This window comes from Stenotrophomonas sp. 2YAF26 (genome assembly GCF_052114625.1).
Classification (GTDB): Bacteria; Pseudomonadota; Gammaproteobacteria; order Xanthomonadales; family Xanthomonadaceae; genus Stenotrophomonas; species Stenotrophomonas indicatrix.
Genome location: NZ_JBFRFC010000004.1, coordinates 171,501 through 196,660 on the forward strand (window position 1 = coordinate 171,501; position 25,160 = coordinate 196,660).

At 66.0% G+C, this 25,160-nt stretch carries 22 protein-coding genes and 1 riboswitch; of the genes, 14 read left to right on the forward strand and 8 right to left on the reverse strand.

Annotated features, from left to right (window positions below; all coding sequences use genetic code 11):
• Positions 1 to 437 precede the first annotated feature (437 nt).
• From AB4Y98_RS06320 to AB4Y98_RS06335, 4 genes are all read left to right on the forward strand, one after another.
• Entirely contained in the window at positions 438 to 2,849 is a 2,412-nt protein-coding gene (locus AB4Y98_RS06320) for a ribonucleoside-diphosphate reductase subunit alpha (RefSeq protein ID WP_033832762.1), read from the forward strand.
• Positions 2,850 to 2,976: 127 nt separating this feature from the next.
• Positions 2,977 to 3,996 (forward strand): ribonucleotide-diphosphate reductase subunit beta, encoded by a 1,020-nt coding sequence (locus AB4Y98_RS06325; RefSeq protein ID WP_025875781.1) that lies wholly within the window; start codon positions 2,977 to 2,979, stop codon positions 3,994 to 3,996.
• A 511-nt stretch (positions 3,997 to 4,507) separates the two neighbouring features.
• The gene (locus AB4Y98_RS06330; protein ID WP_248148361.1) at positions 4,508 to 4,912 is read left to right on the forward strand and encodes a hypothetical protein; all 405 of its coding nucleotides are present in this window, start codon (positions 4,508 to 4,510) and stop codon (positions 4,910 to 4,912) included.
• 28 nt (positions 4,913 to 4,940) lie between these two features.
• On the forward strand, positions 4,941 to 6,080 hold the full coding sequence (locus AB4Y98_RS06335) for an XVIPCD domain-containing protein (RefSeq protein WP_442244000.1): 1,140 nt from the start codon (positions 4,941 to 4,943) through the stop codon (positions 6,078 to 6,080).
• Between the two features lie 171 nt (positions 6,081 to 6,251).
• Here AB4Y98_RS06335 and AB4Y98_RS06340 read toward each other — a convergent pair whose 3' ends face one another.
• The gene (locus AB4Y98_RS06340) at positions 6,252 to 6,887 is read right to left on the reverse strand and encodes a LysE family translocator (protein ID WP_089241505.1); all 636 of its coding nucleotides are present in this window, start codon (positions 6,885 to 6,887) and stop codon (positions 6,252 to 6,254) included.
• Between the two features lie 92 nt (positions 6,888 to 6,979).
• Here AB4Y98_RS06340 and AB4Y98_RS06345 point away from each other — a divergent pair, with 92 nt between their 5' ends.
• The 3 genes from AB4Y98_RS06345 (at position 6,980) to AB4Y98_RS06355 (ending at position 9,511) form a co-directional block, all read left to right on the forward strand.
• On the forward strand, positions 6,980 to 7,390 hold the full coding sequence (locus AB4Y98_RS06345) for an acyl-CoA thioesterase (protein WP_025875773.1): 411 nt from the start codon (positions 6,980 to 6,982) through the stop codon (positions 7,388 to 7,390).
• 43 nt (positions 7,391 to 7,433) lie between these two features.
• On the forward strand, positions 7,434 to 8,240 hold the full coding sequence (locus tag AB4Y98_RS06350) for an NAD-dependent protein deacetylase (RefSeq protein WP_442244001.1): 807 nt from the start codon (positions 7,434 to 7,436) through the stop codon (positions 8,238 to 8,240).
• A gap of 167 nt (positions 8,241 to 8,407) precedes the next feature.
• Positions 8,408 to 9,511, forward strand: coding sequence for an NADH:flavin oxidoreductase/NADH oxidase (locus tag AB4Y98_RS06355; RefSeq protein ID WP_105163262.1), 1,104 nt, complete (start codon positions 8,408 to 8,410; stop codon positions 9,509 to 9,511).
• Between the two features lie 3 nt (positions 9,512 to 9,514).
• On the opposite strand, the gene AB4Y98_RS06360 is transcribed toward AB4Y98_RS06355, so the two are convergent.
• On the reverse strand, positions 9,515 to 10,426 hold the full coding sequence (locus tag AB4Y98_RS06360; protein WP_059064056.1) for a LysR family transcriptional regulator: 912 nt from the start codon (positions 10,424 to 10,426) through the stop codon (positions 9,515 to 9,517).
• Between the two features lie 113 nt (positions 10,427 to 10,539).
• Between AB4Y98_RS06360 and purU the strand changes: the two genes are divergently transcribed.
• On the forward strand, positions 10,540 to 11,391 hold the full coding sequence (gene purU / locus AB4Y98_RS06365) for a formyltetrahydrofolate deformylase (protein WP_099819594.1): 852 nt from the start codon (positions 10,540 to 10,542) through the stop codon (positions 11,389 to 11,391).
• A 121-nt stretch (positions 11,392 to 11,512) separates the two neighbouring features.
• Here purU and pncA read toward each other — a convergent pair whose 3' ends face one another.
• Both pncA and AB4Y98_RS06375 read right to left on the reverse strand, forming a co-directional pair.
• Positions 11,513 to 12,139 (reverse strand): bifunctional nicotinamidase/pyrazinamidase, encoded by a 627-nt coding sequence (pncA, locus tag AB4Y98_RS06370; protein WP_442244002.1) that lies wholly within the window; start codon positions 12,137 to 12,139, stop codon positions 11,513 to 11,515.
• A 57-nt stretch (positions 12,140 to 12,196) separates the two neighbouring features.
• The gene (locus tag AB4Y98_RS06375) at positions 12,197 to 12,868 is read right to left on the reverse strand and encodes an epoxyqueuosine reductase QueH (RefSeq protein WP_312786999.1); all 672 of its coding nucleotides are present in this window, start codon (positions 12,866 to 12,868) and stop codon (positions 12,197 to 12,199) included.
• 141 nt (positions 12,869 to 13,009) lie between these two features.
• Positions 13,010 to 13,240, reverse strand: a riboswitch (cobalamin riboswitch).
• A gap of 142 nt (positions 13,241 to 13,382) precedes the next feature.
• Here AB4Y98_RS06375 and AB4Y98_RS06380 point away from each other — a divergent pair.
• A complete protein-coding gene (locus tag AB4Y98_RS06380) occupies positions 13,383 to 15,233 on the forward strand; it encodes an RpoH suppressor (protein ID WP_442244003.1) in 1,851 nt (616 codons plus the stop codon).
• A gap of 49 nt (positions 15,234 to 15,282) precedes the next feature.
• On the opposite strand, the gene AB4Y98_RS06385 is transcribed toward AB4Y98_RS06380, so the two are convergent.
• Together AB4Y98_RS06385 and AB4Y98_RS06390 are read right to left on the reverse strand one after the other, a co-directional pair.
• Entirely contained in the window at positions 15,283 to 16,236 is a 954-nt protein-coding gene (locus AB4Y98_RS06385) for a DUF1028 domain-containing protein (protein WP_442244004.1), read from the reverse strand.
• A 249-nt stretch (positions 16,237 to 16,485) separates the two neighbouring features.
• Positions 16,486 to 17,880, reverse strand: coding sequence for a helix-turn-helix domain-containing protein (locus AB4Y98_RS06390; protein ID WP_442244005.1), 1,395 nt, complete (start codon positions 17,878 to 17,880; stop codon positions 16,486 to 16,488).
• An 87-nt stretch (positions 17,881 to 17,967) separates the two neighbouring features.
• Between AB4Y98_RS06390 and AB4Y98_RS06395 the strand changes: the two genes are divergently transcribed.
• From AB4Y98_RS06395 to mmsB, 5 genes are read left to right on the forward strand one after another with little or no spacing between them, the layout of a single operon-like run.
• Positions 17,968 to 19,473, forward strand: coding sequence for a CoA-acylating methylmalonate-semialdehyde dehydrogenase (locus tag AB4Y98_RS06395; protein ID WP_442244006.1), 1,506 nt, complete (start codon positions 17,968 to 17,970; stop codon positions 19,471 to 19,473).
• 15 nt (positions 19,474 to 19,488) lie between these two features.
• Positions 19,489 to 20,655, forward strand: coding sequence for an acyl-CoA dehydrogenase family protein (locus AB4Y98_RS06400; protein WP_442244007.1), 1,167 nt, complete (start codon positions 19,489 to 19,491; stop codon positions 20,653 to 20,655).
• Positions 20,652 to 21,449, forward strand: coding sequence for an enoyl-CoA hydratase (locus AB4Y98_RS06405; RefSeq protein WP_136639106.1), 798 nt, complete (start codon positions 20,652 to 20,654; stop codon positions 21,447 to 21,449). The genes AB4Y98_RS06400 and AB4Y98_RS06405 overlap by 4 nt, the downstream gene beginning before the upstream one ends.
• On the forward strand, positions 21,446 to 22,621 hold the full coding sequence (locus AB4Y98_RS06410; protein ID WP_442244008.1) for an enoyl-CoA hydratase/isomerase family protein: 1,176 nt from the start codon (positions 21,446 to 21,448) through the stop codon (positions 22,619 to 22,621). Before AB4Y98_RS06405 ends, AB4Y98_RS06410 begins: the two co-directional genes overlap by 4 nt.
• Positions 22,618 to 23,508: a 3-hydroxyisobutyrate dehydrogenase gene (gene mmsB, locus AB4Y98_RS06415; protein WP_442244009.1), complete on the forward strand. Its 891-nt coding sequence runs from the start codon at positions 22,618 to 22,620 to the stop codon at positions 23,506 to 23,508. The genes AB4Y98_RS06410 and mmsB overlap by 4 nt, the downstream gene beginning before the upstream one ends.
• Positions 23,509 to 23,656: 148 nt before the next feature.
• On the opposite strand, the gene AB4Y98_RS06420 is transcribed toward mmsB, so the two are convergent.
• Together AB4Y98_RS06420 and AB4Y98_RS06425 are read right to left on the reverse strand one after the other, a co-directional pair.
• Positions 23,657 to 24,082 carry an organic hydroperoxide resistance protein gene (locus tag AB4Y98_RS06420; RefSeq protein WP_004153735.1) on the reverse strand — a complete coding sequence of 142 codons (426 nt, stop codon included), beginning with the start codon at positions 24,080 to 24,082 and terminating at the stop codon, positions 23,657 to 23,659.
• Positions 24,083 to 24,193: 111 nt separating this feature from the next.
• The gene (locus AB4Y98_RS06425; RefSeq protein ID WP_442244010.1) at positions 24,194 to 25,144 is read right to left on the reverse strand and encodes a cation diffusion facilitator family transporter; all 951 of its coding nucleotides are present in this window, start codon (positions 25,142 to 25,144) and stop codon (positions 24,194 to 24,196) included.
• Positions 25,145 to 25,160: the final 16 nt, after the last annotated feature.

Consider the following 25,160-nt stretch of genomic DNA (forward strand, 5'->3'; position numbering starts at 1 on the left):
GTCCTGTCATGTGAAGCTGGCATTGTTCTGCTGGTGGGGTGCTGATTACCGCTACCACGACGCTTTTCGGGCTTGACTGCGCAGCCCGTTCCAGCAGGTCCAAAGCGTCCAAACCGGGCGCCGCTGGCACGATCCTTGCGGCGCAAGGGATTGCCGAATTTCACTACATTTGGCGTTGACGGGCCCCACTACCCCCACTATCTTGTGGCTGTCGGTTGTGGGGACCCCAAGCCGCCGGGTCCATGGAATGGATCGCCGGACCCTCCGGTGATACGCCCTCCATGCCCGCAGCGGCACCGGTCAGCACTGCCAGCGGCAGCCACAGGCGCAGGGTCTCAATCCCTGCGACACCGGTCTGCCACCCTGGGCTGTCATGTCCCGGGCCGCGTCACCCGATGCTCCGAGCCACCATCCATCACGCCAAGAGGACACACGCCGTGACCACCGAGACCAGCGCCACCATCGAGAAGGAAAGCGAATTCCTGTTGACGTCGCCGCCGACGTCCAACGCGATGAGTGTGACCAAGCGCAATGGCACGACCGAACTGGTGGATCTGAACAAGATCGTCCGCGCGGTGCAGCGTTCCTCAGAAGGCCTGCACGCCGTCGATCCGATGCGTGTGGCCACCCGCACCATTTCCGGCCTGTACAACGGCGCCACCACGCAGGAGCTGGACGAACTGTCCATCCGCACCGCGGCGCTGCTGATCGGCGAAGAGCCCGAGTACGGCCGCCTGGCCGCGCGCCTGCTGGCCAACTTCATCGCCAAGGAAGTGTCCAACCAGGAAATCCACGCGTTCTCGCAGTCCGTGGGTCGTGGCCACGAAGTGGGCCTGATCAACGACCGCCTGCTGAACTTCGTGCAGACCAACGCACGCAAGCTCAACGATGCCATCGACATCTCGCTGGACCTGAACTTCGATTACTTCGGCCTGCGTACCCTGTACGACCGCTACCTGCTGCGCCACCCGCACACCCGCAAGGTGATCGAGACCCCGCAGCAGTTCTTCCTGCGCATCGCCAGCGCGCTGAGCGAGGACGTGCCGGAAACCCTGGCGCTGTACAAGCGCATGGGCAACCTGGACTACCTGCCGTCCAGCCCGACCCTGTTCAACTCCGGCACCACCCACGAGCAGCTGTCCTCGTGCTTCCTGCTGGACTCGCCGCAGGATTCGCTGGAATCGATCTACTCCAAGTACGGCGACATTGCCCAGCTGTCCAAGTTCTCCGGCGGCATCGGCGTCAGCTACACCCGCGTGCGTTCGCGTGGCTCGCTGATCAAGTCGACCAACGGCCACTCCAACGGCATCGTGCCGTGGCTGAAGACCATGGATTCGTCGGTGGCTGCGGTGAACCAGGGCGGCAAGCGCAAGGGCGCGGCCTGCGTGTACCTGGAAACCTGGCACGCCGACATCGAGGACTTCCTCGAGCTGCGTGACAACACCGGCGACGAATCGCGCCGTGCGCACAACCTGAACCTGGCCAACTGGATCCCGGACCTGTTCATGAAGCGTGTCGAATCGGACCAGGAATGGTCGCTGTTCGATCCGCGCGTGGTGCCTGAATTCACCGATCTGTTCGGCGAAGCCTTCGAGGCCGCCTACCTGCAGGCCGAAGCACAGGGCAAGGCCAACCGCACCATCTCCGCGCGCAAGCTGTACTCGCGGATGATGCGCACCCTGGCCGAGACCGGCAACGGCTGGATGACCTTCAAGGACAAGTGCAACCGCGCCAGCAACCAGACCCTGCGCGCCGGCAACGTGATCCACCTGTCCAACCTGTGCACCGAGATCCTGGAAGTCACCTCGGCTGAAGAAACCGCGGTGTGCAATCTGGGTTCGATCAACCTGGGCAACCACTTCGACGGCAACGGCGAGTTCGATTTCGACAAGCTGGCCGACACCGTGCGCCTGGCCGTGCGCCAGCTGGACCGCGTGATCGACCTGAACTTCTACCCGATCGAATCGGCACGCCGCGGCAACCTGCGCTGGCGTCCGGTCGGCCTGGGCTGCATGGGCCTGCAGGACGTGTTCTTCCGCAAGCGCCTGCCGTTCGATGGCGCCGAAGCCCGCGCGCTGTCGAAGAAGATTGCCGAGACCATCTACTTCCACGCGCTGGAAACCTCGGTCGAACTGGCCCAGGAACGCGGCAAGCACCCGTCCTTCGCCGACACCCGTGCGGCCAGCGGCGAGCTTCAGTTCGATGCGTGGAACGTGGTGCCGGAAGATGCCGCGCGCTGGGATGCCCTGCGTGAGCGCATCAAGGAACACGGCCTGCGCAACTCGCTGATGATCGCGATCGCCCCGACCGCCACCATCGCCTCCATCGCCGGTTGCTACGAGTGCGTGGAACCGCAGGTGTCCAACCTGTTCAAGCGCGAGACGCTGTCCGGTGACTTCCTGCAGGTGAACCGTTACCTGGTGAACGAGCTGAAGAAGCTGGGCCACTGGACCCCGGAAATGCGCGATGCGATCAAGCTGGCCGACGGCTCGATCCAGGCCATCACCCAGATTCCGGAAACGCTGCGCCACGTCTACCGCACTGCATGGGAACTGCCGATGCGTTCGCTGATCGACATGGCCGCCGACCGTGGCGCCTTCATCGACCAGTCCGCCTCGCTCAACCTGTTCATGGAAAGCCCGAGCATCGGCGCGATGTCCTCCATGTACATGTACGCCTGGAAGCAGGGCATCAAGACCACCTACTACCTACGTTCGCGTCCGGCCACCAAGATCGCCAAGACCACCGTCAGCCACACGGCCAGCGTTGCGCCGGAAAAGGTGTTCAGCCCGGAGGAGGCCATCGCCTGCTCGCTGGAGAACCCGGAAGCCTGCGAAGCCTGCCAGTAACACCGCGCGGTGGATTAACGCGCGGTGGGTGCCGACCGTTGGTCGGCACTGCTGCTCGACTACGGAAATAACAAGGTAGCGCCGGGCCATGCCCGGCGTTTTGACCCGAGAAGACAAGGAAACACCCATGGCCGACAAGCCCAAGCAGATGCTGCTCGATCCCGGTTTTGAACTGACCCTGCGCCCGATGCGCTACCCGCAGTTCTATGACATGTACCGGAATGCGATCAAGAACACCTGGACGGTGGAAGAGATCAACTTCCAGATCGACATCAGCGACCTGCACAGCAAGATGTCGCCGGGCGAGCGCCACCTGATCCACCGCCTGGTCGCCTTCTTCGCCACCGGCGATTCGATCGTGTCCAACAACCTGGTGCTGAACCTGTACCAGCACTTGAACGCGCCCGAAGCGCGCATGTACCTGTCGCGCCAGCTGTATGAAGAAGCGCTGCACGTGCAGTTCTACCTGACCCTGCTGGACAACTACCTGCCGGATCCGGACGAGCGCGTCAAAGCCTTCGCCGCGGTGGAGAACATCGACTCGATCAAGAAGAAGGCCGATTTCTGCTTCAAGTGGATCGATTCGATCCAGGACCTGAAGCGCATCGAGACCCGCGAAGAGCGCCGCCAGTTCCTGCTCAACCAGATCTGCTTCGCGGCGTGCATCGAAGGCCTGTTCTTCTTCGCCGCCTTCGCCTACGTGTACTACTTCCGTTCGCGCGGCCTGCTCAACGGCCTGGCTTCGGGCACCAACTGGGTGTTCCGCGACGAAAGCGCGCACATGGAGTTCGCCTTCGAGTGCGTGGACGTGATCCGCGAGGAAGAGCCGGACCTGTTTGACGACAAGATGAAGCAGGATGTCTACGACATGCTGGCCGAGGCCATCGAGTGTGAAGTGCAGTTCGCCGAGGACGTGCTGTCCGGTGGCGTGGCAGGCATCTCCACCCGTGACATGCGCCAGTACCTGCAGCACTGCGCCGACAACCATTTCCATCGCCTGGGCATGGAGCGCAAGTACAACGTGCGCAACCCGCTGAGCTTCATGGAGCTGCAGGACGTGCAGGAACTGACCAACTTCTTCGAACGCCGCGCCTCGGCCTACCAGGTGGGCGTGAAGGGCGAAGTCGCCTTCGACATGAACTTCTGATCGATCCGATCAGGTCTGTCGCGAAAACCCCGGCAAACGCCGGGGTTTTTCGTTTTTACGGTAGCGCCGGGCCAAGCCCGGCGAGCGCGCAGCGCGGAAGTTTTTTTCATGGACGCATGCCCATGCCCATGCCCGAGCCGTTGCCACCGGGCGCGTGGACTATGGATTCACATGCCACTATCGCCAGCTTTGAAGACTGTGGATCGATTTACCGAGCCGACTTGCCACATCGGCGACTGAGTGCCCACGGCCAATGACCTGCTTGACTCCGACGTCGTGCTAGATTCGCCAAAGTGGGACTCCCGCGAGAGGTACTTTCATGGATGCATGGGTCGAGAAATGCGCTTCTTCATCAAAAGGTGGACTTCGGCGCCGCCCCTGGGTAGCAGGGTATCGCTGCCTCACAATCACTATTGCAGCGTTGGTACTGTCAGCGTGCTCGAGCGGCGCGCCAGCCCTGTCGCATCATTTGAATCAAAGACAGTCCGTCAAATCAGGGAGTGAAACTGGTATGGAGCGATTCAAGAGCGACATCGAGCGTTTGACCAGCGTGCGTTTTGATGATGTCGATGCATTGAATGAACAGCTTCACACGCACCTGGGAGAGCCGACTCGACAGGGCTTGAGGGACGAGCGGATCGCAGAACGCGGAATGTTGGGTGACCTTGAGGTCCGGAACATCACGCTGAGAAGTCCTGCCGACGATCCTGCGCATGCGAACCTGATCTTTGAGGTCGTGCCACCGAGCATTGTGCTCAAGGAAATCATCTGGGAGGACTCCACCCTGTATCCACCTCACCCCGATGCGCCTGATTCCCGCCCTTACTGGTCCGTGCAGGTGAACAGTGCCACGGTCGTGCTCGGGCTCGCCTCTGACAACGTGACGCTGACCTACGTATCGATCAGGCAGCGCTGACCCCCTGTCATTGCGGAGGAGCCGCACCATGGAGCGTACTGAAGAAGTTGGACTGCCACAGCAGCAGGAGGGGGGGCGCCCAGGAGCCGCACGTCGTCCTACATCGCCATTGGCCGACCCCTCGTTTACGCCGATTCTGGCGAAATCCACAACACTTCAAGCGGGTCTCGCCCAAGCAGGACGCGACGGTCTGGATGTTGTCTGGGGGCAAGCCGGTGGCGGCACCTATCTTGTTCCCGGTGTGAAGATCGTTATTGACGAGAACGCGATCGGGCAAGGCCCCAGAATTGCACGTTCTCTTTCTCACGAAGTTGGGCACCATCTCTTCACCGAAGGCCCAGATCGGACTTCCAAGCAATCTTATGTAAACAGCATGTTGCGAGGAGAAGCAGCCGCGACTCTCAGCAATGTCCAGGTCCAGCGCGAAATTGTCGCGGCTGGTGGACCGGATATTGGCGTGTCAGGCACGGGTAATCGACCACAGCAGTATGGGGCTATTGCAGTTGAACTCCAGGCCGGGCGGATCAATCGTAGCCAAGCGCTTGGACAGATCGCTGAGGTATTCAAGACGGAGGTTCCGTCAGTTGGCCGTCATGCGAATTACGAGCTTTACTACGGCGCCTACTATGATCAACACATAGCACCCCCGCAGCGGCGGCAGCGCAGGCCGGAGCCAGAACTTGACGCCGAAAGCACTGCGGTTGCGGAGAGAGTTGGCACTTCCATCGACGACTCGCCGTCGCTGCATCGAGTTTCTTCTTCAACAGCTGAACTCGGTGATGCAGACCGTTCTCTCTATATGCAGATTAGGGCTGGTGTGGAACGCCTGGACGCCGAGCATGGGAAGCCGTGGGACGAGTCGAGCCAGCGGATGACCGCAAGCCTGTTGGTACTGGCGAAGGAGCAGGGGCTTTCGCGGGTTGATCATGTTGTGCTCAACAACCCGACAGAAAGCCTGGCTCGTGGGGAGAGGGTCTTTATAGTGGAGGGGGCAATGGATGATCCTGCCCATCGCCGAGGACACATGAATACGATGGATGCGCTTCGTGCGCCTGAAGCGGAGTCGCTGCGGCGTGCTGATGCGTTGAGTCAATCGCAAGCAGCGAGCCTTGAACAACAGCCGGCACAGCATGTTCATATGCAGGACGGTCCATCGTTCTTGAGATAGGAGTATCGCTGCGGCATCGGAGGCGTCCATGTCCCGGCGCACAGTGCAGACTTCATGGAGAAGCCTGTCATGTCCCCACGAGGCGTGAAGGTGGGGTAGGCGATGCCCGCTGTTCCCTTCCGCTAAGGCTGCAGGGGCGTCAGGTGAAAAAGGCGACGCTGTGCAGGGTCATCACCGCCGCCCATCCACCGCCATGCGCACGGCCAACCCGGCCAGCACCGTGCCCATGAACCACCGTTGCACCGCCTGCCAGGTGGGACGCGCAGCCAGGAAGCCGGCGATGCTGCCGGCCATCATCGCGATGATGCCGTTCACGCTCACGCTGACCAGCAGCTGGGTGGAACCCAGCACCAGCGACTGCATCAGCACGCCGCCTTCGCTGTCCGGGTGCAGGAACTGCGGCAGCAGGGACAGGTACATCACCGCGACCTTGGGGTTCAGCACGTTGGTCAGGAAACCCATCGCGAACAGCTTGCGTGGGCCGTCCACCGGCAGGTCACGCACCGCGAACGGCGAGCGGCCGCCGGGCTTCAGCGCCTGCCACGCCAGGTACAGCAGGTACAGCGCGCCGCCGATGCGCAGCGCATCGTAGGCGAACGGCACGGTCATCAGCAGCGCGGTGATGCCCAGCGCCGCGCACAGCATGTAGAACACGAAGCCCAGCGCCACCCCGCCCAGCGAAATCAGCCCGGCCACGCGGCCCTGGCAGATCGAGCGCGAGATCACGTAGATCATGTTCGGCCCGGGTGTCAGCACCATGGCCAGCGAGACAAGGGCGAAGGCCAGCAGGTCGGACGTGGCGGGCATGGTGGGTTCACGCAGTGGGGGTGCCGAAGTGTAGCGCCGCCTGCACATCACCTGCCTTAAAATCCGTCTCACCCCACACCCGAACCGCCCCCATGACCCCCATCCCCGAGACCGTGCCGCCGACCGAAGTGCGCATGGCCGAAATCGTCTTTCCCAACCACACCAACCACATGGGCACCCTGTTCGGTGGCCAGGCACTGGCATGGATGGACAAGGCCGCCTTCCTCGCCGCCGCCCGCTACTCGCGCCGCACCGTGGTGACCGCGCGCAGCGACCAGGTCGATTTCAAGCTGCCGATCCGCATCGGCCAGATGGTGGAGACGATCGGCCGCATCGTCGAGGTTGGCCGCAGCTCGATGAAGGTCGAGGTGGAGCTGATCGCCGAGGACCTGCACAGCGGCGAGCGCAAGCTGTGCACCCGTGGCCACTTCGTGATGATCGCCCTGGGCGACGATGGCCACCCGGTGACCGTGCCGCAGCTGCCCGGCGCGCCGGCGGCCTGAGCCGATGCTTGCGGGGGCGCCGGTGCGCCCCCATCTGGCTGCCATGACCCCGCCGCTCACCGACTTCATCGACCGCGCCCAGCGCCTGTTCGTGCTGACCGGGGCCGGCTGCAGCACCGCCTCGGGCATCCCCGATTACCGCGATGCCGATGGCCAGTGGAAGCGCACGCCGCCGGTGACCTACCAGGCCTTCATGGGTGAGGCCGCCACCCGCCAGCGCTACTGGGCGCGCAGCCTGCTGGGGTGGCCGCGCTTCGGCCAGGCCCGGCCCAACGGCACCCACCAGGCGCTGGCCGCACTGGAGGACAGCGGCAAGCTGCAGGTGCTGCTGACCCAGAACGTGGATGGCCTGCACCAGCGCGCGGGCAGCCAGAACGTGATCGACCTGCATGGCCGCCTGGACCTGGTGCGTTGCATGGGCTGCGAACGCCGCAGCGAGCGTGAGGCGTTCCAGCAGCGGCTGCTGCAGGCCAACCCCGGCTGGGAATTGCTGCAGGCCGGTATCGCGCCCGACGGTGACGCCGATCTGGAAACCGACTTCTCCGCGTTTGCGGTGCCCGACTGCCCGCACTGCGGTGGCCTGCTGAAGCCGGACGTAGTGTTCTTCGGCGAAAACGTGCCGCGTGAGCGCGTGGCTACGGTGCATGAGCACCTGCAGCAGGCGGATGCAGTGCTGGTGGTGGGTTCCTCGCTGATGGTCTATTCCGGCTTCCGCTTCGTGCAGGCGGCGGCCAAGGCGGGTCTGCCGGTGGCCGCGCTGAACCGTGGCCGCACCCGTGCCGACGACCTGCTGCAGTTCAAGGACGAGCGCGACTGCGCCGAGGCGCTGGCCGGGTTCGTCATCGGGTAGCGCCGGGCCATGCCCGGCGGAAACGGGCTGCCGCGCTGTGCGCTCGCCGGGCGTGGCCCGGCGCTACCCACAACGCGCCCCCACGAAACAGCGATCCACCCACACGGTTGATCTATCGGCCGCACAGCGGTGCAATACGCACCCCCTTTGGTACACCCCCCACTGCCGTGAGCCAGCTGTTTTCGCCGATCTCCTTCGGCCCCCTGACCCTGTCCAACCGCATCGTCGTCGCGCCGATGTGCCAGTACTCCGCCGAAGACGGCCGCGCCAGCGACTGGCACGCCATGCATCTGGGCAACCTGGCGCAGTCCGGCGCGGGCCTGCTGATCCTGGAGGCCACCGCGGTCGAAGCGCGCGGCCGCATCAGCTGGGCCGATCTGGGCCTGTGGGATGACGGCACCGAAGCGGCCCTGGCGCAGGTGCTGGCCAGCGTGCGCCGCTGGTCGCCGATGCCGCTGGGCGTGCAGCTGGGCCATGCGGGCCGCAAGGCGTCGGTGAATCGTCCCTGGGACGGCGGTGGCCAGCTGCCGGCCGATGATGCCCGCGGCTGGGCGACCGTGGCCCCCTCGCCGCTGCCGTTCCATGCCGCCGATCCGGCACCGCAGGAACTGGACGAGGCCGGTATCGCCGAAGTCGTTGCCGCTTTCGCCGCCAGCGCGGTGCGCGCCGAGCGCCTGGGCTTCGAGCTGATCGAGATCCACGCCGCGCACGGTTATCTGCTGCATCAGTTCCTGTCGCCGCTGAGCAACCGCCGCACCGATGGCTACGGCGGCTCGCTGCCGAACCGCCTGCGGATGCTGGTGGAAGTGTTCGACGCGGTGCGTGCCGCAGTGTCGGACAAGGTCGCCGTAGGCGTGCGCATCTCCGCCAGCGACTGGGTCGAGGGGGGTTGGGACATCGTGCAGAGCGAGGCGCTGGCACAGGTGCTGGACGCGCGCGGCTGCAATTTCCTGCATGTGTCCAGCGGCGGCCTGCACGAGCGCCAGAAGATCAGTGTTGGCCCGGGCTACCAGGTGCCGTTCGCGGCGGCGATCAAGGCCAAGAAGGTGCGCATGCCGGTGATCGCGGTGGGCATGATCACCGAGCCGGAGCAGGCCGAATCGATCCTGCGCCACAACCAGGCCGATGCCATCGCACTGGCCCGCGGCATCCTGTACGACCCGCGCTGGCCGTGGCACGCCGCCGCTGCACTGGGCGACAGCGTGGTGCCGGCACCGCAGTACCTGCGCTGCGAACCGCGCGACGCACGCGGCGTGTTCAGCCCGCGCTGAGCACTACACCTGCCAGGCCGGCGGCAGGCCGGCCTGCAGGTGCTCGAACAGCGCGCGGATCTTGGCGGTGAAATCGCGGCGGTCGCTCACGCAGAAGTAGACGTCCATCGGTTCCGGCTGCCAGTCGGTGCCGCAACCGAACACGCACTGCAGGCGACCATCGCGCAGGTAGGGCTCGGCCACGAACGCCGCCAGCCGGGTGATGCCGGCACCGGCGGCGGCCAGCTCGGCCAGCGCGTCGATGTCATCGCAGACCATGCTCGGCGGCAGCGCTGCATCCACCCGCTCGCCGTTCTTCAGCAGGCCCCAGCGCAGTGGCCGGCCATCGGTGGGAAAGCGATGCAGCAGGCCGCGATGGGCGGCCAGCTGCGCCGGTTGCAGCGGCGTGCCGTGCGCCTGCAGGTACGCCGGCGAGGCGCAGAAAACGAACGGGATGCGCGCCAGTGGACGTGCCACCAGCCCGTCCTCCAGCTGCGCGCCGATGCGGATGCTGGCATCCACCGCCTCGGCACCGTGCTGCACGGCGCGATCGGTCAGGCGCAGCTCCAGCTGCAGCTGCGGGTAGCGCTGCTGCAGCGAGGGCAGCAGCGGTGCCAGCACGTGCCGGCCGAACGCGCTGCTGCTGGCGATGCGCAGGGGCCCGGCCGGCTCCACGTCGCCGGCGGTCACCATCGCCTGCGCGCGCGCCAGGTCGGCTTCGATATGCCGCACCTGCGCCAGATACACCGTGCCGGCCTCGCTCAGCGCCAGCTGGCGCGTACTGCGGTTCAGCAGCCGCACGCCCAGGTGGGCCTCCAGCCGGTTGATGTTCTGGCCCACGGCGGTGGCGCTGATGCCAAGGGTGCGCGCCGCAGCGGCAATGCTGCCGGTCTCTGCGGTGCGGGTGAAGCTGCGGATGAGCTGCAACAGGTTCATGACCGACCAGCTTGCCATGCGGAAGGCCAAGTATCGCTTGGGTCTGTCCCAAGCAGTCGGTTGCATCGGTGACCATCGTCCACCGCGCAGCGGCGCTGGCCTACACTCCGGCGATGCGCCCCGATTCCATCCTCACTCTCTCCTGTCCCGACCGTACCGGCATCGTCTACCGCGTGTCGGGCCTGTTGTTCGACCACGGCTGCAACATCCTCGACGCCCAGCAGTTCGGCGACGAGGAGAGCGGTCGCTTCTTCCTGCGCGTGCACTTCGACCGCGATGCGGGCTTGCCGCTGGACACCGTGCACACGGCGATGGCCGCGCTGGCAGCGGACTTCGGCATGGACTGGCAGCTGCATGATGGCCGCCGCCGGCCGCGCCTGCTGGTACTGGTCAGCAAGCAGGGCCATTGCCTGAACGACCTGCTGTTCCGTGCCCACAGCGGCCAGTTGAAAGTGGACATCGCTGCGGTGGCCTCCAACCATGCCGACTTCGCAGCCCTGGCAGCGTCCTACCAGGTGCCGTTCCACCATCTGCCGGTGAACGCGGACACGCGCGCGGCACAGGAACAGCAGATCATCGATCTGGTCGAGCGCGAGCGCATCGACCTGGTGGTGCTGGCGCGCTACATGCAGATTCTCTCGCCCACGCTGTGCCGTGCGCTGGCGGGCAGGGCGATCAACATCCACCACAGCTTCCTGCCCAGCTTCAAGGGCGCGCAGCCGTACCACCAGGCGCATGCGCGCGGGGTCAAGATCATCGGCGCCACCGCACACTACGTCACCGAAGACCTGGACGAGGGCCCGATCATCGAACAGGACGTGGCCCGCGTGGATCACGCAATGACCCCGCGCGAGCTGGTACGGCTGGGCAGCGATACTGAATCGCAGGTGTTGGCGCGGGCGGTACGCCGGCATGTGGAGCACCGCATCCTGCTCAACGGGCACCGCACGGTGGTGTTCCGATAGTTCCGACAGGAATACCAGCGCACGCGCGCCCGGGTAGTGCCGGCCGTTGGCCGGCAGCCACGGAACCTGTGCAGATGCCGGCCAGCGGCCGGCACTACCATCGGTCCCTGCAGGGGCGAAATTACAGAATCGCGATCCTCGCCTTCGCCAGGGCATCGCGCACCATGACGTCATTGGCCTCGGTCACCGGGCGGGTCAGCTCCCACAGGAATTTCACCCGGAACCCCGACTTCACCGCGTCCTGCGCGCTCCACAGCACGCAGTAGTCGCGTGCCAACCCGCACACGTGCACCTCGCGGATGCCGCGTTCGTGCAGCCAGCCGGCCAGTCCGGTAGCCGGACGCGTGCCATCGGGGCCGTGGTTCTCGCGGAAGGCGCTGTACGAATCCACCTGCTGGCGGGTGCCCTTGCGCAGGATCAGGTCGGCCACGGTCCAGTCCACGCCGGGGTGCAGGGCGGCGCCGGTGCTGCCCTGCACGCAGTGGTCCGGCCACAGGGTCTGCGGCTGCGCGTGCAGCAGGATCGCTTCAAAGGGCAGATGCCCCGGATGCTGGCTGGCAAACGAGGCATGGTCGCCTGGGTGCCAGTCCTGGGTGGCCACCACGGTGCGGTAGCGGCGCTCGGCCAGCAGCGCGTTGATCGGTGCCACCAGCGCATCGCCCTGTTCGCAGGCGAGGGCGCCACCGGGCATGAAGTCCGGCTGCAGGTCGATCACCAGCAGGGCGACATCAGCGGGCAGGGTGGTCATGGCAGGTCCGGTACAACGCAGGAGGGGCGAACAGCGTGGCCGCCCCTCGCGTGCACGTCAATCGCCGCTGGCGGCGTCATTGTCCTGCCCGTAATACAGCAGGCCGATCCTGATGCGTTCGCGGCCGTTCTCGCGACGATGACGGTTGGCGTCGCGCAGCGAGTAGACGCAGCCACAGTATTCCTGCTGGTAGAACTGCTCGCGTTTGCTGATCTCGACCATGCGGCTGGCACCGCCGCCCTTGCGCCAGTTGTAGTCCCAGTACTGCAGGCCCTCGTAGCGCGAGGCGGCGCGCACACCGCAGTCGTTGATCTGCGCCATGTTCTTCCAGCGCGAGATGCCCAACGATGAGCTGATGGTGTCGTAACCATGTTCGTGCGCGTACAGCGCGGTGCGCTCGAAGCGCATGTCGAAGCACATCGTGCAGCGGATGCCACGCTCGGGTTCGTTCTCCATGCCACGCGCACGGCTGAACCAGTTGTCGGTGTCGTAGTCACAGTCGATGAAGGGGATGCCGTGCTGTTCGGCGAAGCGGATGTTCTCCTGCTTGCGCAGCTCGTATTCCTTCACCGGATGGATGTTGGGGTTGTAGAAGAAGATCGCGTAGTCGATCCCGGAGGCAGTGATCGCCTCCATCACTTCGCCCGAGCATGGCGCACAGCACGAGTGCAGCAACAGGCGCTGGCCGTTGTCGGGAAGGGTCAGGGTGGGGCGTTGGAGCTCGGTCATCGTCGGGTGCATCTGGGCGTGGGCAGCAGGTCTGGACGGAAACCGTGAACAGGACGCGCGCGGCCACACCGCCTGCACGCGCAGGACGACGATGGCCCCGGCAACCTCCCCGCGGAGATTCCAGGTCGAGTCAGGGGACGGTCGCGTCCCCCGGCCGGGGCCGGTATTCGGGCTGATGGACACGGGCCGGCTGGCCCACCTACTACCTGCCGCTTCCCAGGCGCGAGCCCAGTGCTGTTGGCAGGATTCGTTTCCATTCACCGCTGCGGGGCAGCTCCGGAATGGGCGCGCGAGGCGCCTTCACCGGATTCCCGTTTAAATCCATCCCCTCGCATGAACGCCAGGATGGATACCTTCGGCAGGTGCAAGGTGGACCCGTTGGCAGTCTTGGTCAAGGGACACCATCACGCGCCGAAGCTGTGGCTGCCTTCTCAGGCTGTGAGAGCGTGTCTTGCCATACTGGGCACCGACAGACGGGAGGTGGCTCGTGGCGGCGAAGTACTGCGATCTGGTCATGAAAGGTGGCATCACCAGTGGCATCGTGTATCCCAATGCGGTGCTCGCGCTGGCCCGCGAATACCGTTTCAAGAGCATCGGTGGCACCTCGGCCGGTGCGATCGCCGCTGCCGTGGCGGCCGCTGCGGCATACGGCGACCGGCGCCAGCAGGCCGGCGAAACCCTGCCCGGTGACGCCGGGTACGGTGGCCTGTCGGCGGTGTCGGCACAGTTGTCGCGACGCGGGCTCATCTACAGCCTGTTCCAACCGGCCAGTGGCGCGCGCGCGGCATATCGACTGCTGGTGGTGCTGACCGGCAACGCAGGCTGGCCGCGCAAGTTGCTGTGCCTGGCCATCGCGGTGTTCCAGATCGCGCCGTTGGAAGTGCTGGTGTCGCTGGCACTGTTGCTCGGCCTGGGCTGGTGGGGCGGCGGCTGGAGCGGCGTCGCGGCGACCCTGCTGCCTTCGCTGCTGTGTGCCTATGGCGCAGGCGTGGCCGCCGCTGCGCTAAGGGTGGCACGGGTGGCGCGGCGCAACCTGCTGGGCCTGTGCAGCGGGCTGAGCCGCCGTGCGGACAAGCCCGCGCTGACCGAGTGGCTGCATGAAAGCCTGCAGCAGCTGGCGGGCAAGCCGATGGATGCGCCGCTGACCTTTGCCGACCTGCACGACGCGCCCCGTTACGCAGACGAGCCAGACAGCCCGCATGCCATCACCCTGCAGATGATCACCACCTGCGTGTCGCACAATGAACCGCGCACATTGCCGTTGGGCGGCGCGCAGTTCTGGTTCCTGCGCGAGGAGTTCGAGCAGCTGTTCCCGGCCAGTGTGGTGCAGTGGATGGTCGACCGCGCCGGACCACCGCGCGAGGTTGAAGGCCACAACTACTACCACCTGCCGCAGGGTGCATCGCTGCCGGTACTGGTGGCCACGCGCATGAGCCTCAGCTTCCCGCTGCTGATCAGCGCGGTGCCGCTGCATGAGCCCTCGCGTCGCGAACGTCGCTGCGAGCCGACGTCGACGGCTGCAGGTGAGGCCGGACACAACGTGGCCGACAGCATGGAAGGGCTGACCAGCGCGGGCCAGGCCTGTGGTCCGGTGATCACCGCGTTCCGGGTGTGCTGGTTCTCCGATGGCGGCATCAGCAGCAACTTCCCGATCCACCTGTTCGATGCCGCGCTGCCGCGCTGGCCGACTTTCGCCATCAACCTGGTCTATCCGCAACGTCCCGAGCCGGTGGTGCGCGAGAGCGACAACCGCCAGGCGCTGGAACGCGCGGTGTTCCTGCCTACCGAGAACCGGCATGGATGGCAGCGGCACTACCAGTCCATCGCCACGCCGCTGGCGGCCGGTGAGCTGGGCCGTTTCCTGTTTGCGGTGGTGGCCACCATGCAGAACTGGCGCGACCTGCTGCAGGCGCGTGCGCCGGGGTATCGCGACCGCATCGTGCATGTGAGCCTGCAGGGCGACGAGGGTGGCATGAACCTGGACATGCCACAGGAGGTGCTGACCCGCATCGCCGACAAGGGCAGCCTGGCCGGTGCGCGCTTCTGCTCGTTCTCGTTCGAGAACCATTACTGGATCCGGTGGCGCAACCTGGCCTCGGCCTACCAGCGCTACACGCTGGAGATTTCGCGCACCGACGATCCGGCGCAGCAGGTGCTGGCCTATCGCGCCGCCTATGCGATGGTGGCCACCGGCACGCCGTCGCCGCCGTCGTACAAGCTGGGTTCGGAAGACAAGCGGCTGGCATCGCAGCAGCTGTGGGGGTTGATGGTGGAGCAGGGCCGCAGCTGGGATGACCTTGGTCCCGACCTCACCGACGGCTCGCCACGGCCGTTGCCACAGATGAAGGTGACGCCGATCTATTGATCGCGGTGCGCTGCTGCGCTCGCCGGGCATGGCCCGGCGCTACCGTTGGTTATCGCCACGCCTTGACCACCGCATCGCCGCGCAATGGCGCATACAACGGCAAGGCCAATTCCTGCTTCACCCATCCCGGATTGAGCGCGCGCAATCCCGCCAGGTATTCGCGGGCCAATGCGGTTTCACCCTGCGACATCGCCAGCCGCGCCGCGCGTGCCCACGTCCGGTCCCAGCCATGCGCCAGCGCCAGCGAGGTGGCCAGCGACGCGCGTGCGCCGGCCACGTCGCCCTTTTCCCACTGCTGCTCGGCGCGGATGATCGCTTCATTTGAAAGCCGCACGTCGTACAGCTCGCGCAGGCGCGGCACGGCACGCGGATCGGCATCCACGCGCAGGTCGGTGTCCTGCCAGTCGCCGCCAGGCGTGCGCACCAGCAATGCCGCCGACCATTGCCCGCTGCGTTGTCCACCCGCCGCTTGTCCCGCTTCCAGTGCTGCCAACAGGCGCGCGGCAAGCGCACCGTGGGTGGCCGCAAATGTGCGTTGCATGGCGGCCAGTACCTCTGGCCCTGCCAATCCATTGCCCTGCACGCTGACGTTGCCTTCGCCCTGGGCGCCGGCCCAATCGGCCTGCTGGGCGGTCGCGCCGGTGTACTGCGCGTTACCACCGCGCGCGCTGACCAGGCCTATCTGGCGCTCGGCGATGCTGGTGCCATCGAAGTCGCCATCCTCGTCCAGCAACTGCTTGAGCACCTGTGCCGGCGTGCGACCCTCGGCCAGCAGCGCCAGCCCCTTCGAGCCGTAGGTCGGGTTGGTTTCGAACTGGCTGGCGACCGCGCCGACCTTCGCCTGCGCCCACGGCACGCCGACACCGCCGACGGCGAGATTGTGCGTGGCGACAGCCACCCCGCAGTCGCCGGCTTCGTTGCAGGCGGCAATGGAAAAGGTCGCCCATGCCGGCGCAGCGACAGCAGCCAGCAGCAAGGCCAGGCAGGGGCGCAGCATGAACATGGTCGTCTCCGGTGAAGGCGTTGAACTGGGATGCAACGGACGCGCGGAAGGTTTAGTAGATCCACGCSATGCGTGGATGAATCCCCATCGRAATCGAATAKTYCGACARTTCGTCGAAGAGCATCCACGCATGGCGTGGATCTACCTCGCCATCCCACGGAATGCATGCTGTTGCTGTTGAGGTTGCCGGCCAGCGGCCGGCACTACCGCTTCGGCGGGTACAGGGCGCAGCCCTGCTGAACCCAACCCCTACCTTCCCGGCAACTGGGTAAACGCGCGCTGCATGCAGTCCTCGCGCGGGCACACCCGGCAGCCCGGGCCGATCGACACCGAGTTGCCCGGGCTCTGCACGTCCAGCCCGAGCGAATACACCAGCCTGTCCGCATGCTGCAGGTCACAGCCCAGTGCCACCGCGAAGGTCTTGCGTGGCTGACCGTGGCCCACCGGTCCGCTGCTGACCTGCCGTGCCAGCCAGAAATGGCGGCGGCCATCGGGCATGCGCGCGGTCTGGGTGAGGATGCGTCCGGGCTGGTTGAACGCCTCATAGACGATCCACAACGGGCAGGAACCACCCACCTGCGAGAAGTGGAAATCGGTGGCCGAGTGGCGCTTGGACACGTTGCCGGCGCGGTCCACGCGGATGAAGAAGAACGGCAGCCCCGGCGCACTGCGGCGTGCCAGCGTACTCAACCGATGGCAGACCGCCTCGAATCCCACACCGAACTGATGCGCCAGCAGTTCGATGTCATAGCCGCTGGCCTCGGCCGCGCGCAGAAAGCGCATGTACGGCATCACCAGCGCACCGGCGAAATAGTTGGACAGGCCGATACGCGCCTGTGCGATGCGGGCCTCGTCGGTGAAGCCGGTGCGCGCGATCACCGCATCGATCTGCGGCAGGTAGCCACGCAGCGCCAGCTCGACCGCCATCTGGAACGCCTGCTGGCCCGGCTCCAGGTAGTCGGGCAGCCACAGCGTACGGCTGCCGGCATCGTACTGGCGCTTCTCGCGCCCGGCCTGCAGCGCGGCCACTTCCACCAGCACCCCGTGGCGGTCGGCCAGCAGCTGGCGCAACCGTGGCGCCACGTGTCCCGGCGCCAGCCCCCATTCGGCGAACAACTGCTCGGCCAGTTCGTCCAGCTCGGGGATGTGGTTGTGCATGCGGTTGAAGAACTCGCGCACCTGGTCACCCGCCGGCAACGTGCTGCCCGCACCCGGCTCGCCCAATTGGAACTCCAGCGCGGCGGCATGCTCGCGCAATGCCAGGTGGCGGCGGTGCAGGTCCAGCAGCGCGCGGCTGACCTGCGGCAGGTTGCCGGCCAGCGCGCGCAGTTCGGTGGCGCTGACGTCGGCCAGGCCCAGATCGCGCAGGGTCTCGCCCAGCGACTCCTGCAGCGCGGCGGGCTCATCGTCGTCGAACAGGGGGGAAACATCGCCCAACACCTCGCCCAGCTTCTTCTGCACCGCAGGCGTCAGCGGGCGCTTGTTGCGCTCGATCTGGTTCAGGTAGCTGGCCGACAGCCCCAGGGCGCGGGCAAGGTCGGCCTGGCTGTAGCCGCGCTGCTCGCGCAGGCGCAGCAGTCGCAGGCCGAGCTGGCGCTGGGGGGCTGAATAATTCACAGGATTAACAGGAATCGTGGCGGGCATTGGCCAGATTAAGCGGATTCAGGCCGGAAATCGAGGCGTGGCCTGTGAATAATGCCAAGCATCTTTCGCACCCCGTGGATTGTCGTCATGACTGTTGCAGCGCCCCGTATCCGCATGCTGATCGATGGCCAGTTCGTTGAATCGGCCACCTCCCACTGGCAGGACGTGATCAACCCGGCCACCCAGGACGTGCTGGCCCAGGTGCCGTTCGCCACCACCGGTGAAGTCGATGCCGCCGTGGCTGCCGCCAAGGAGGCCTTCAAGACCTGGCGCAAGACCCCGATCGGTACCCGTGCGCGCATCTTCCTGAAGTACCAGCAGCTCATCCGCGAAAACATGAGCGAGCTGGCGCACATCCTCACCGCCGAACAGGGCAAGACCCTGCCGGACGCCGAAGGTGATGTGTTCCGCGGCCTGGAAGTGGTCGAGCATGCGGCCGCCATCGGCAACCTGCAGCTGGGCGAGCTGGCCAACAACGTGGCCAACGGCGTGGACACCTACTCGATCATGCAGCCGCTGGGCGTGTGCGCAGGCATCACTCCGTTCAACTTCCCGGCGATGATTCCGCTGTGGATGTTCCCGATGGCCATTGCCACCGGCAACACCTTCATCCTCAAGCCGTCCGAGCAGGACCCGATGGTCACCATGCGCCTGGTCGAACTGGCGCTGGAAGCGGGCATTCCCAAGGGCGTGCTGAACGTGGTCCACGGCGGTGAGGAAGTGGTCAACGCCATCTGCGACCACCCGGACATCAAGGCGGTGTCGTTCGTCGGTTCCACCCGCGTCGGTACCCACGTGTACAACCGCGCCTCGCTGGCCGGCAAGCGCGTGCAGTGCATGATGGGCGCCAAGAACCACGCCGTGGTGCTGCCGGACGCCAACAAGGAGCAGACCCTCAATGCGATGGTCGGCGCGGCCTTCGGTGCGGCAGGCCAGCGCTGCATGGCCGCCTCCACCCTGGTGCTGGTCGGTGAAGCACGCGATTGGGTGCAGGACCTGGTCGAAAAGGCCAAGACCCTGAAGGTCAGCGGTGGCACGGTCGCCGGCACCGACGTCGGCCCGGTCATTTCCTGCAGCGCCCGTGATCGCGTCGAAGGCCTGATCGCTTCGGGCGTGGAGCAGGGTGCCAAGCTGGTGCTCGATGGCCGCAAGCCGCAGGTCGATGGTTTCGAGAAGGGCAACTTCGTCGGCCCGACCATCTTTGCCGGTGTCACCACCGACATGCGCATCTACCAGGAAGAAATCTTCGGGCCGGTGCTGGTCATCCTCGAAGCGGAAACGCTGGATGAGGCCATCGCCATGGTCAACAGCAACCCGAACGGCAACGGCACCGCGCTGTTCACCCAGTCCGGCGCCGCAGCACGCCGGTTCCAGGAAGACATCGACGTCGGCCAGGTCGGCATCAACGTGCCGATCCCGGTGCCGGTGCCACTGTTCTCGTTCACCGGTTCGCGCGCTTCCAAGCTGGGCGACCTGGGTCCGTACGGCAAGCAGGTGGTGCTGTTCTACACGCAGACCAAGACCGTCACCGCGCGCTGGTTCGACGACGAGACGCTGAGCCACGGCGTCAACACCACGATCAGCCTGAAGTAACAGCAGGGAGCAGCCATGAGCCACTCGATGACGACGGAACAGGAAGAAGCGCAGCAGGCGTACCGCGAAGCGGCGCGTGACTTCGCACAGGCCGAACTGGCGCCGCACGCCGCGCGATGGGATGCGGAGGGCATCTTTCCGCGCGAGGCGATCGCCAAGGCCGGTGAACTGGGCTTCTGCGGTCTGTACATGGACCCGGAAGTGGGCGGCAGCGGCCTGAGCCGACTGGACGCCGCCGTCGTCATCGAGGAGCTCGCCAACGTCGACCCGTCGACCGCGGCCTACATCAGCATCCACAACATGGCCTCGTGGATGGTGTCCAAGTGGGGCCAACCGGCCCTGCGTGATGCCTGGGGCAATGACCTGTCTTCGGGCAGCAAGCTGGCCTCGTACTGCCTGACCGAGCCGGGCGCCGGTTCGGATGCAGCCTCGCTGAAGACCACCGCCGTGCGCGATGGCGAGTTCTACGTGTTGAATGGCTCCAAGGCCTTCATTTCCGGCGCCGGTGCCACCGAGCTGCTGGTGGTGATGGCACGTACCGGCGGTGCCGGTGCAGGCGGGGTCAGCGCGATCGCGGTGCCGGCCGACCTGCCGGGCATCAGCTATGGCCGCAAGGAAGAGAAGATGGGCTGGAACAGCCAGCCCACCCGCGGCATCACCTTCGAAAACGTCCGCGTACCGGTCAGCCACCTTCTGGGAGAGGAAGGTGGCGGCTTCAAGCTGGCGATGAAGGGGCTCGATGGCGGCCGCATCAACATCGCCGCGTGCTCGCTGGGTGCTGCGCAGGGCGCGCTGGATGCCGCACGCCGCTACATGGGCGAGCGCCGCCAGTTCGGCAAGGCGCTGGCTGATTTCCAGGCGCTGCAGTTCAAGCTGGCCGACATGGCCATCGAACTGGTGGCCGCCCGGCAGATGGTGCATTCGGCTGCGCGCAAGCTCGACGCCGGTGCCAGCGATGCCAATGTGTGGTGTGCGATGGCCAAGCGCTTCGCCACCGATGCCGGTTTCAACGTCTGCAATGAAGCGCTGCAGATCCACGGCGGCTACGGCTACATCCGCGAATACCCGATCGAACGCCTGCTGCGCGATTCGCGTGTGCACCAGATCCTGGAAGGCACCAACGAGATCATGCGGGTGATCGTTGCCCGTCACCTGCTCAACACCGAAGAGGAACTGCGATGAAGGATTGGCGTACCCAGGAACACGTGGGCCTGAAGGTCGAGGCCGATGGCCACACCGCCGTCGTCACCCTGCACAACCCGCCGGCGCATACCTGGACCGTGCACAGCCTGTCGGCGCTGCGCGACCTGGTGGGCGCGCTCAACGCAGACCGCGACATCTACGCGCTGGTGATCACCGGTGATGGCGAGAAGTTCTTCTCCGCGGGTGCCGACCTCAACCAGTTCGCTTCCGGCGACAAGGCTGCCGCACGCGAAGCGGCACGCCGCTTCGGCGAAGCCTTCGAGGCGCTGTCCGGTTTCCGTGGCGTGTCGATCGCCGCGATCAACGGCTATGCCATGGGCGGCGGCCTGGAATGCGCGCTGGCCTGTGACCTGCGGATCATCGAAGACCATGCCCAGGTCGCGCTGCCGGAGGCCACCGTCGGCCTGCTGCCGTGCGCCGGTGGCACCCAGAACCTGCCGCGCCTGGTCGGCGAGGGCTGGGCCAAGCGCATGATCCTGCTGGGCGAGCGCATCAACGCCGAGACCGCACTGCGCATTGGCCTGGCCGAAGAAAAGGTCGGCAAGGGCGAAGCCAAGGCGCTGGCACTGGAATGGGCGAAGAAGGCCGGCAAGCAGAGCCCGACCAGCATTGCCGCCTGCAAGACGTTGGTGCAGTCCACGCGCACCGGCACCCATGCGTCGGCGCTGGTGGCCGAGCGCGAGGCCTTCGTCGATCTGTTCGACACCGCCGACCAGGTCGAGGGCGTGAGTGCCTTCCTTGAAAAGCGCGCCGCGCAGTGGAAAAACGCATGAGTATCGACACCGCTGCCGATGACGCACCGGTGCTGTTCGAAGAGCGCGTGGCCAGCAATGGCACGCGCATCGGCATCGCCACGCTGAACGCACCGCGCACGCTCAATGGCTTCTCGCTGCCGATGGCACACCTGCTGCTGAAGCAGTTGAATGCCTGGGCCGACGACGATGCCATCGCCATGGTGGTGCTGCAGGGCGCCGGTGAGAAGGCGTTCTGCGCCGGCGGTGACCTGCACAGCCTGTACCAGAGCATGCGTGCCTACCGCGACGCCGGCCAAAGTGATATCCGCGGGAACGACTACGCCGCCGAGTTCTTCGACGTCGAGTACCGCGTCGACTACCTGATCCATACCTACGCCAAGCCGATCCTGTGCTGGGGCCATGGCATCGTGATGGGCGGCGGCATCGGCCTGATGTCCGGCGCCAGCCATCGCGTGGTCAGCGAGCGTTCCAAGCTCGCCTTCCCGGAAATCACTGTCGGCCTGTTCCCTGACGTGGGTGGCAGCTGGCTGCTGCCGCGCGTGCCGGGCAACGGTGGCCTGTTCCTGGCCCTGACCGGTGCGCTGCTCAACCCCGGCGATGCGATCTATGCCGGCCTGGCCGACGTGCACGTGGCCGAGGAACGCCGCAGCGCGGTGTTCGATGCGCTGCTGCAGGTCGCGTGGTCGGCCGATGCCGCACGCAACCACGAGCGCCTGTCACAGCTGCTGCTGTCGTTCGCCAGCGATGCAGCTACCGGCCCGCTGTTGGCCAATGCCGCGCAGGTCGATGCGCTGTGCGAAGGCGATGACCTTACCGCCATCGTCGAACGCATCAGCACCCTGCAGACCGATGATGCCTGGCTGCAGGCCGCACAGAAGACGCTCGCCGCCGGTGCGCCGGGTTCGGCACGGCTGGCCTTCGAACTGCAGCGCCGCAGCGCCGGCCAGGACCTGGCGAGCGTGTACCGGCTGGAATACATCACGGCACTGCATTGCGCTGCGCATGGCGATTTTGCCGAAGGCATCCGCGCGCTGCTGATCGACAAGGATCGCAATCCGTCGTGGACCCCGGCCACGCTGGCCGATGCCAGCCGCGCATGGGCCGATACGTTCTTCGCTTCTCCCTGGGCCGATGCCGCGCATCCGCTGGCCGACCTGGGCACCCCTGTCGTTGAAAGGAGCCTGGCATGAGCCGCATTGCATTCATTGGGTTGGGCAACATGGGTGGCCCGATGGCCGCCAATCTGGTCAAGAACGGCCGCACCGTGCGCGTGTTCGATCTGGTGCCGGCTGCTGTACAGGCCGCTGTCGATGCAGGCGCCAGCGCCGCGCCATCGGCACGCGAGACGCTTGCCGACGCTGAAGTGGTGATCTCGATGCTGCCGGCCAGCCGCCACGTCGAAGGCGTGTACCTGGGCGACGACGGCATCCTTGCCGCCATTCCCGCCGGTGCGCTGGTCATCGACTGCAGCACGATTGCCCCGGCCAGCGCGCGCAAGGTTTCCGAAGCGGCCGCCGCACGTGGCCTGCAGATGATCGACGCGCCGGTATCAGGCGGTACTGCCGGCGCACAGGCCGGCACGCTGACATTCATCGTCGGCGGTGAAGAGGACGCGCTGGAACGCGCCCGCCCCGTGCTGCAGGCGATGGGCAAGAACATCTTCCATGTGGGTGCCAGCGGCGCCGGCCAGGTCGCCAAGCTGTGCAACAACATGGCGCTGGGCGTGATCATGGCCGTCACCGGCGAAGCCATCGCGCTGGGCGTTGCGCACGGGCTGGACCCGAAGGTGCTGTCGCAGATGATGGCGGTCAGCACCGGCCGCAGCTGGGCTACCGAAGTGTGCAACCCGTGGCCGGGCGTGCTGGAAAACGCACCGGCGTCGCGCGGCTACAGCGGCGGTTTCGGCAGCGATCTGATGCTGAAGGACATGGGCCTGGCAGTGGAAGCGGCGATGAGTGTCGGCGCCTCGATCCCGCTGGGTGAAGTGGCCCGCAACCTGTACTCGATGAATCACCAGGCGGGCCGCGGCAAGCTGGATTTCTCCAGCGTCGTGCAGCTCATCACGAGCGAAAAGTGACCTGGTAGTGCCGGCCGCTGGCCGGCAACCTCATGCCCCCTTGCGGGACAACGAAGGTGGGATGGGCGGATGCACGGTTTCGACCGGCATCCGCCCATTTTTTTGCCCCGCGCGCGGGTAGTGCCGGCCGCTGGCCGGCATCAGCGCATCAGGCAACGATCAGCGTCACGTCGATGTTGCCGCGGGTAGCGTTGGAGTACGGGCAGACGATGTGCGCCTTCTGCACCAGCTCTTCCACCTGCTCGCGCGGCACGCCCGGCACGTTGATGGTCAGCTCGGCTTCGATGCCGAAACCGGTCGGGATCTGGCCGATGCCGACCTTGCCGGTCACGGTGGTGTCGGCCGGCAGTGCGACCTTGGCCTGGCCGGCGACGAACTTCAGTGCGCCCAGGAAGCAGGCCGAATAGCCGGCCGCGAACAGCTGTTCCGGATTGGTGCCGGGGCCGCCAGCGCCGCCCAGCTCGCGCGGGGTCGACAGCTGGATGTCCAGCACGTTGTCGGAGGACACGGAACGGCCTTCACGGCCGCCGGTGGAGGTGGCCTGGGCGGTGTACAGAACCTTTTCGATGGACATCGGGATGCTCCTGGTCAGTGGGTGGGTGGTGCGTTGGAGCCTACTTTGCCCGGATTCTGCAGACGGTGGGTGACAGTTCGTCTGCAAAACTTGACGGATCGTCCGCCGGGCCTAGATCGTCCATTCCCGGTCAGTGGTGAACATGATGGTCAGCCAGCGGTCCGGCGAGGATTCGCCCAGCGCATCGCCGATTTCGTCGCGCAGGTGATCCCACTCCAGCAGGGGCCGCGGCGGGTCGTCCTCGCGCACCACGAAGAACAGCTCGATCTGTTCGCCACGGCCGACCTGCGCCACATAGCTGCGGTGTTCGACGAAGCCGTGTCGGGCGACGATATCGCGCGCCACCGCATCCACGTGCGCCTGCAGCTCCGGCGGGGTGACCAGCAGGATGCCGGCCAGTGCGCGGCGGACCGTGCCCAGTGGCGCGATCATCACCAGCACGCAGACGAAGGCGAGGATGGCCGGATCGATGTACGGCCCGACCCAGGCCAACGATGTACCGCGCACCAGCACACCGCCGAGGAAGGCCGCCAGGTAACACGCCGACATGCTCGCGGCAATTACCCAGTTCTTCGCATCCAGCGCGATGAATTCCGAGCCGATGCGCCGGTTCGCACGCAGCACGAACCAGGCCAGCGCGCTCTCGGCCACGATCGACAGTGCCGCGAAGATGATCGCGGGACCAAGCGCGATCTGGCGCCCGCCCGACATCAGCGCATCGACCGCATTGACCAGTGCATACAGCGCTGCGCCGATCATCAACGTACCGCTCACTCCCAGCACGATCGGTTCCAGGTGCCAGAACCCCATGGTGAAGCGCTGATTGAGTCGCGACTGCACGGCATCGGTCTGCGTGGACAGGGCGATCAGCCGCGCGACCAGCAACGACAGCCAGGTCATCACCACGTCGATCAGGCCGTAGATGCCGTCGAAGATGATCAGCGAAGAATTGGCCAGCAGGCCGAACACCACCGCAGCTGCAGCCAACAGCAGCGAGCCGACGATGGACAGGCGCAGCACGCCTTGTTCGGTGCGTGGATCGAAGAAGCGGGGCGGGGCCATGACCATGCAGCATTGT

Coding starts and splice junctions, on each gene's coding strand:
- AB4Y98_RS06345 (WP_025875773.1), top strand. CDS start 6,980: ATGACCCCCATCCCCGAGACCGTGCCGCCGACCGAAGTGCGCATGGCC.
- AB4Y98_RS06410 (WP_442244008.1), top strand. CDS start 21,446: ATGAGTATCGACACCGCTGCCGATGACGCACCGGTGCTGTTCGAAGAG.
- AB4Y98_RS06420 (WP_004153735.1), bottom strand. CDS start 24,082: ATGTCCATCGAAAAGGTTCTGTACACCGCCCAGGCCACCTCCACCGGC.
- AB4Y98_RS06340 (WP_089241505.1), bottom strand. CDS start 6,887: ATGCCCGCCACGTCCGACCTGCTGGCCTTCGCCCTTGTCTCGCTGGCC.
- AB4Y98_RS06335 (WP_442244000.1), top strand. CDS start 4,941: ATGGAGCGTACTGAAGAAGTTGGACTGCCACAGCAGCAGGAGGGGGGG.
- AB4Y98_RS06395 (WP_442244006.1), top strand. CDS start 17,968: ATGACTGTTGCAGCGCCCCGTATCCGCATGCTGATCGATGGCCAGTTC.
- pncA (WP_442244002.1), bottom strand. CDS start 12,139: ATGACCACCCTGCCCGCTGATGTCGCCCTGCTGGTGATCGACCTGCAG.
- AB4Y98_RS06330 (WP_248148361.1), top strand. CDS start 4,508: ATGGAGCGATTCAAGAGCGACATCGAGCGTTTGACCAGCGTGCGTTTT.
- AB4Y98_RS06390 (WP_442244005.1), bottom strand. CDS start 17,880: ATGCCCGCCACGATTCCTGTTAATCCTGTGAATTATTCAGCCCCCCAG.
- AB4Y98_RS06350 (WP_442244001.1), top strand. CDS start 7,434: ATGACCCCGCCGCTCACCGACTTCATCGACCGCGCCCAGCGCCTGTTC.
- AB4Y98_RS06385 (WP_442244004.1), bottom strand. CDS start 16,236: ATGTTCATGCTGCGCCCCTGCCTGGCCTTGCTGCTGGCTGCTGTCGCT.
- AB4Y98_RS06360 (WP_059064056.1), bottom strand. CDS start 10,426: ATGAACCTGTTGCAGCTCATCCGCAGCTTCACCCGCACCGCAGAGACC.
- purU (WP_099819594.1), top strand. CDS start 10,540: ATGCGCCCCGATTCCATCCTCACTCTCTCCTGTCCCGACCGTACCGGC.
- AB4Y98_RS06405 (WP_136639106.1), top strand. CDS start 20,652: ATGAAGGATTGGCGTACCCAGGAACACGTGGGCCTGAAGGTCGAGGCC.
- AB4Y98_RS06375 (WP_312786999.1), bottom strand. CDS start 12,868: ATGACCGAGCTCCAACGCCCCACCCTGACCCTTCCCGACAACGGCCAG.
- AB4Y98_RS06325 (WP_025875781.1), top strand. CDS start 2,977: ATGGCCGACAAGCCCAAGCAGATGCTGCTCGATCCCGGTTTTGAACTG.
- AB4Y98_RS06380 (WP_442244003.1), top strand. CDS start 13,383: ATGAAAGGTGGCATCACCAGTGGCATCGTGTATCCCAATGCGGTGCTC.
- AB4Y98_RS06400 (WP_442244007.1), top strand. CDS start 19,489: ATGAGCCACTCGATGACGACGGAACAGGAAGAAGCGCAGCAGGCGTAC.
- mmsB (WP_442244009.1), top strand. CDS start 22,618: ATGAGCCGCATTGCATTCATTGGGTTGGGCAACATGGGTGGCCCGATG.
- AB4Y98_RS06425 (WP_442244010.1), bottom strand. CDS start 25,144: ATGGCCCCGCCCCGCTTCTTCGATCCACGCACCGAACAAGGCGTGCTG.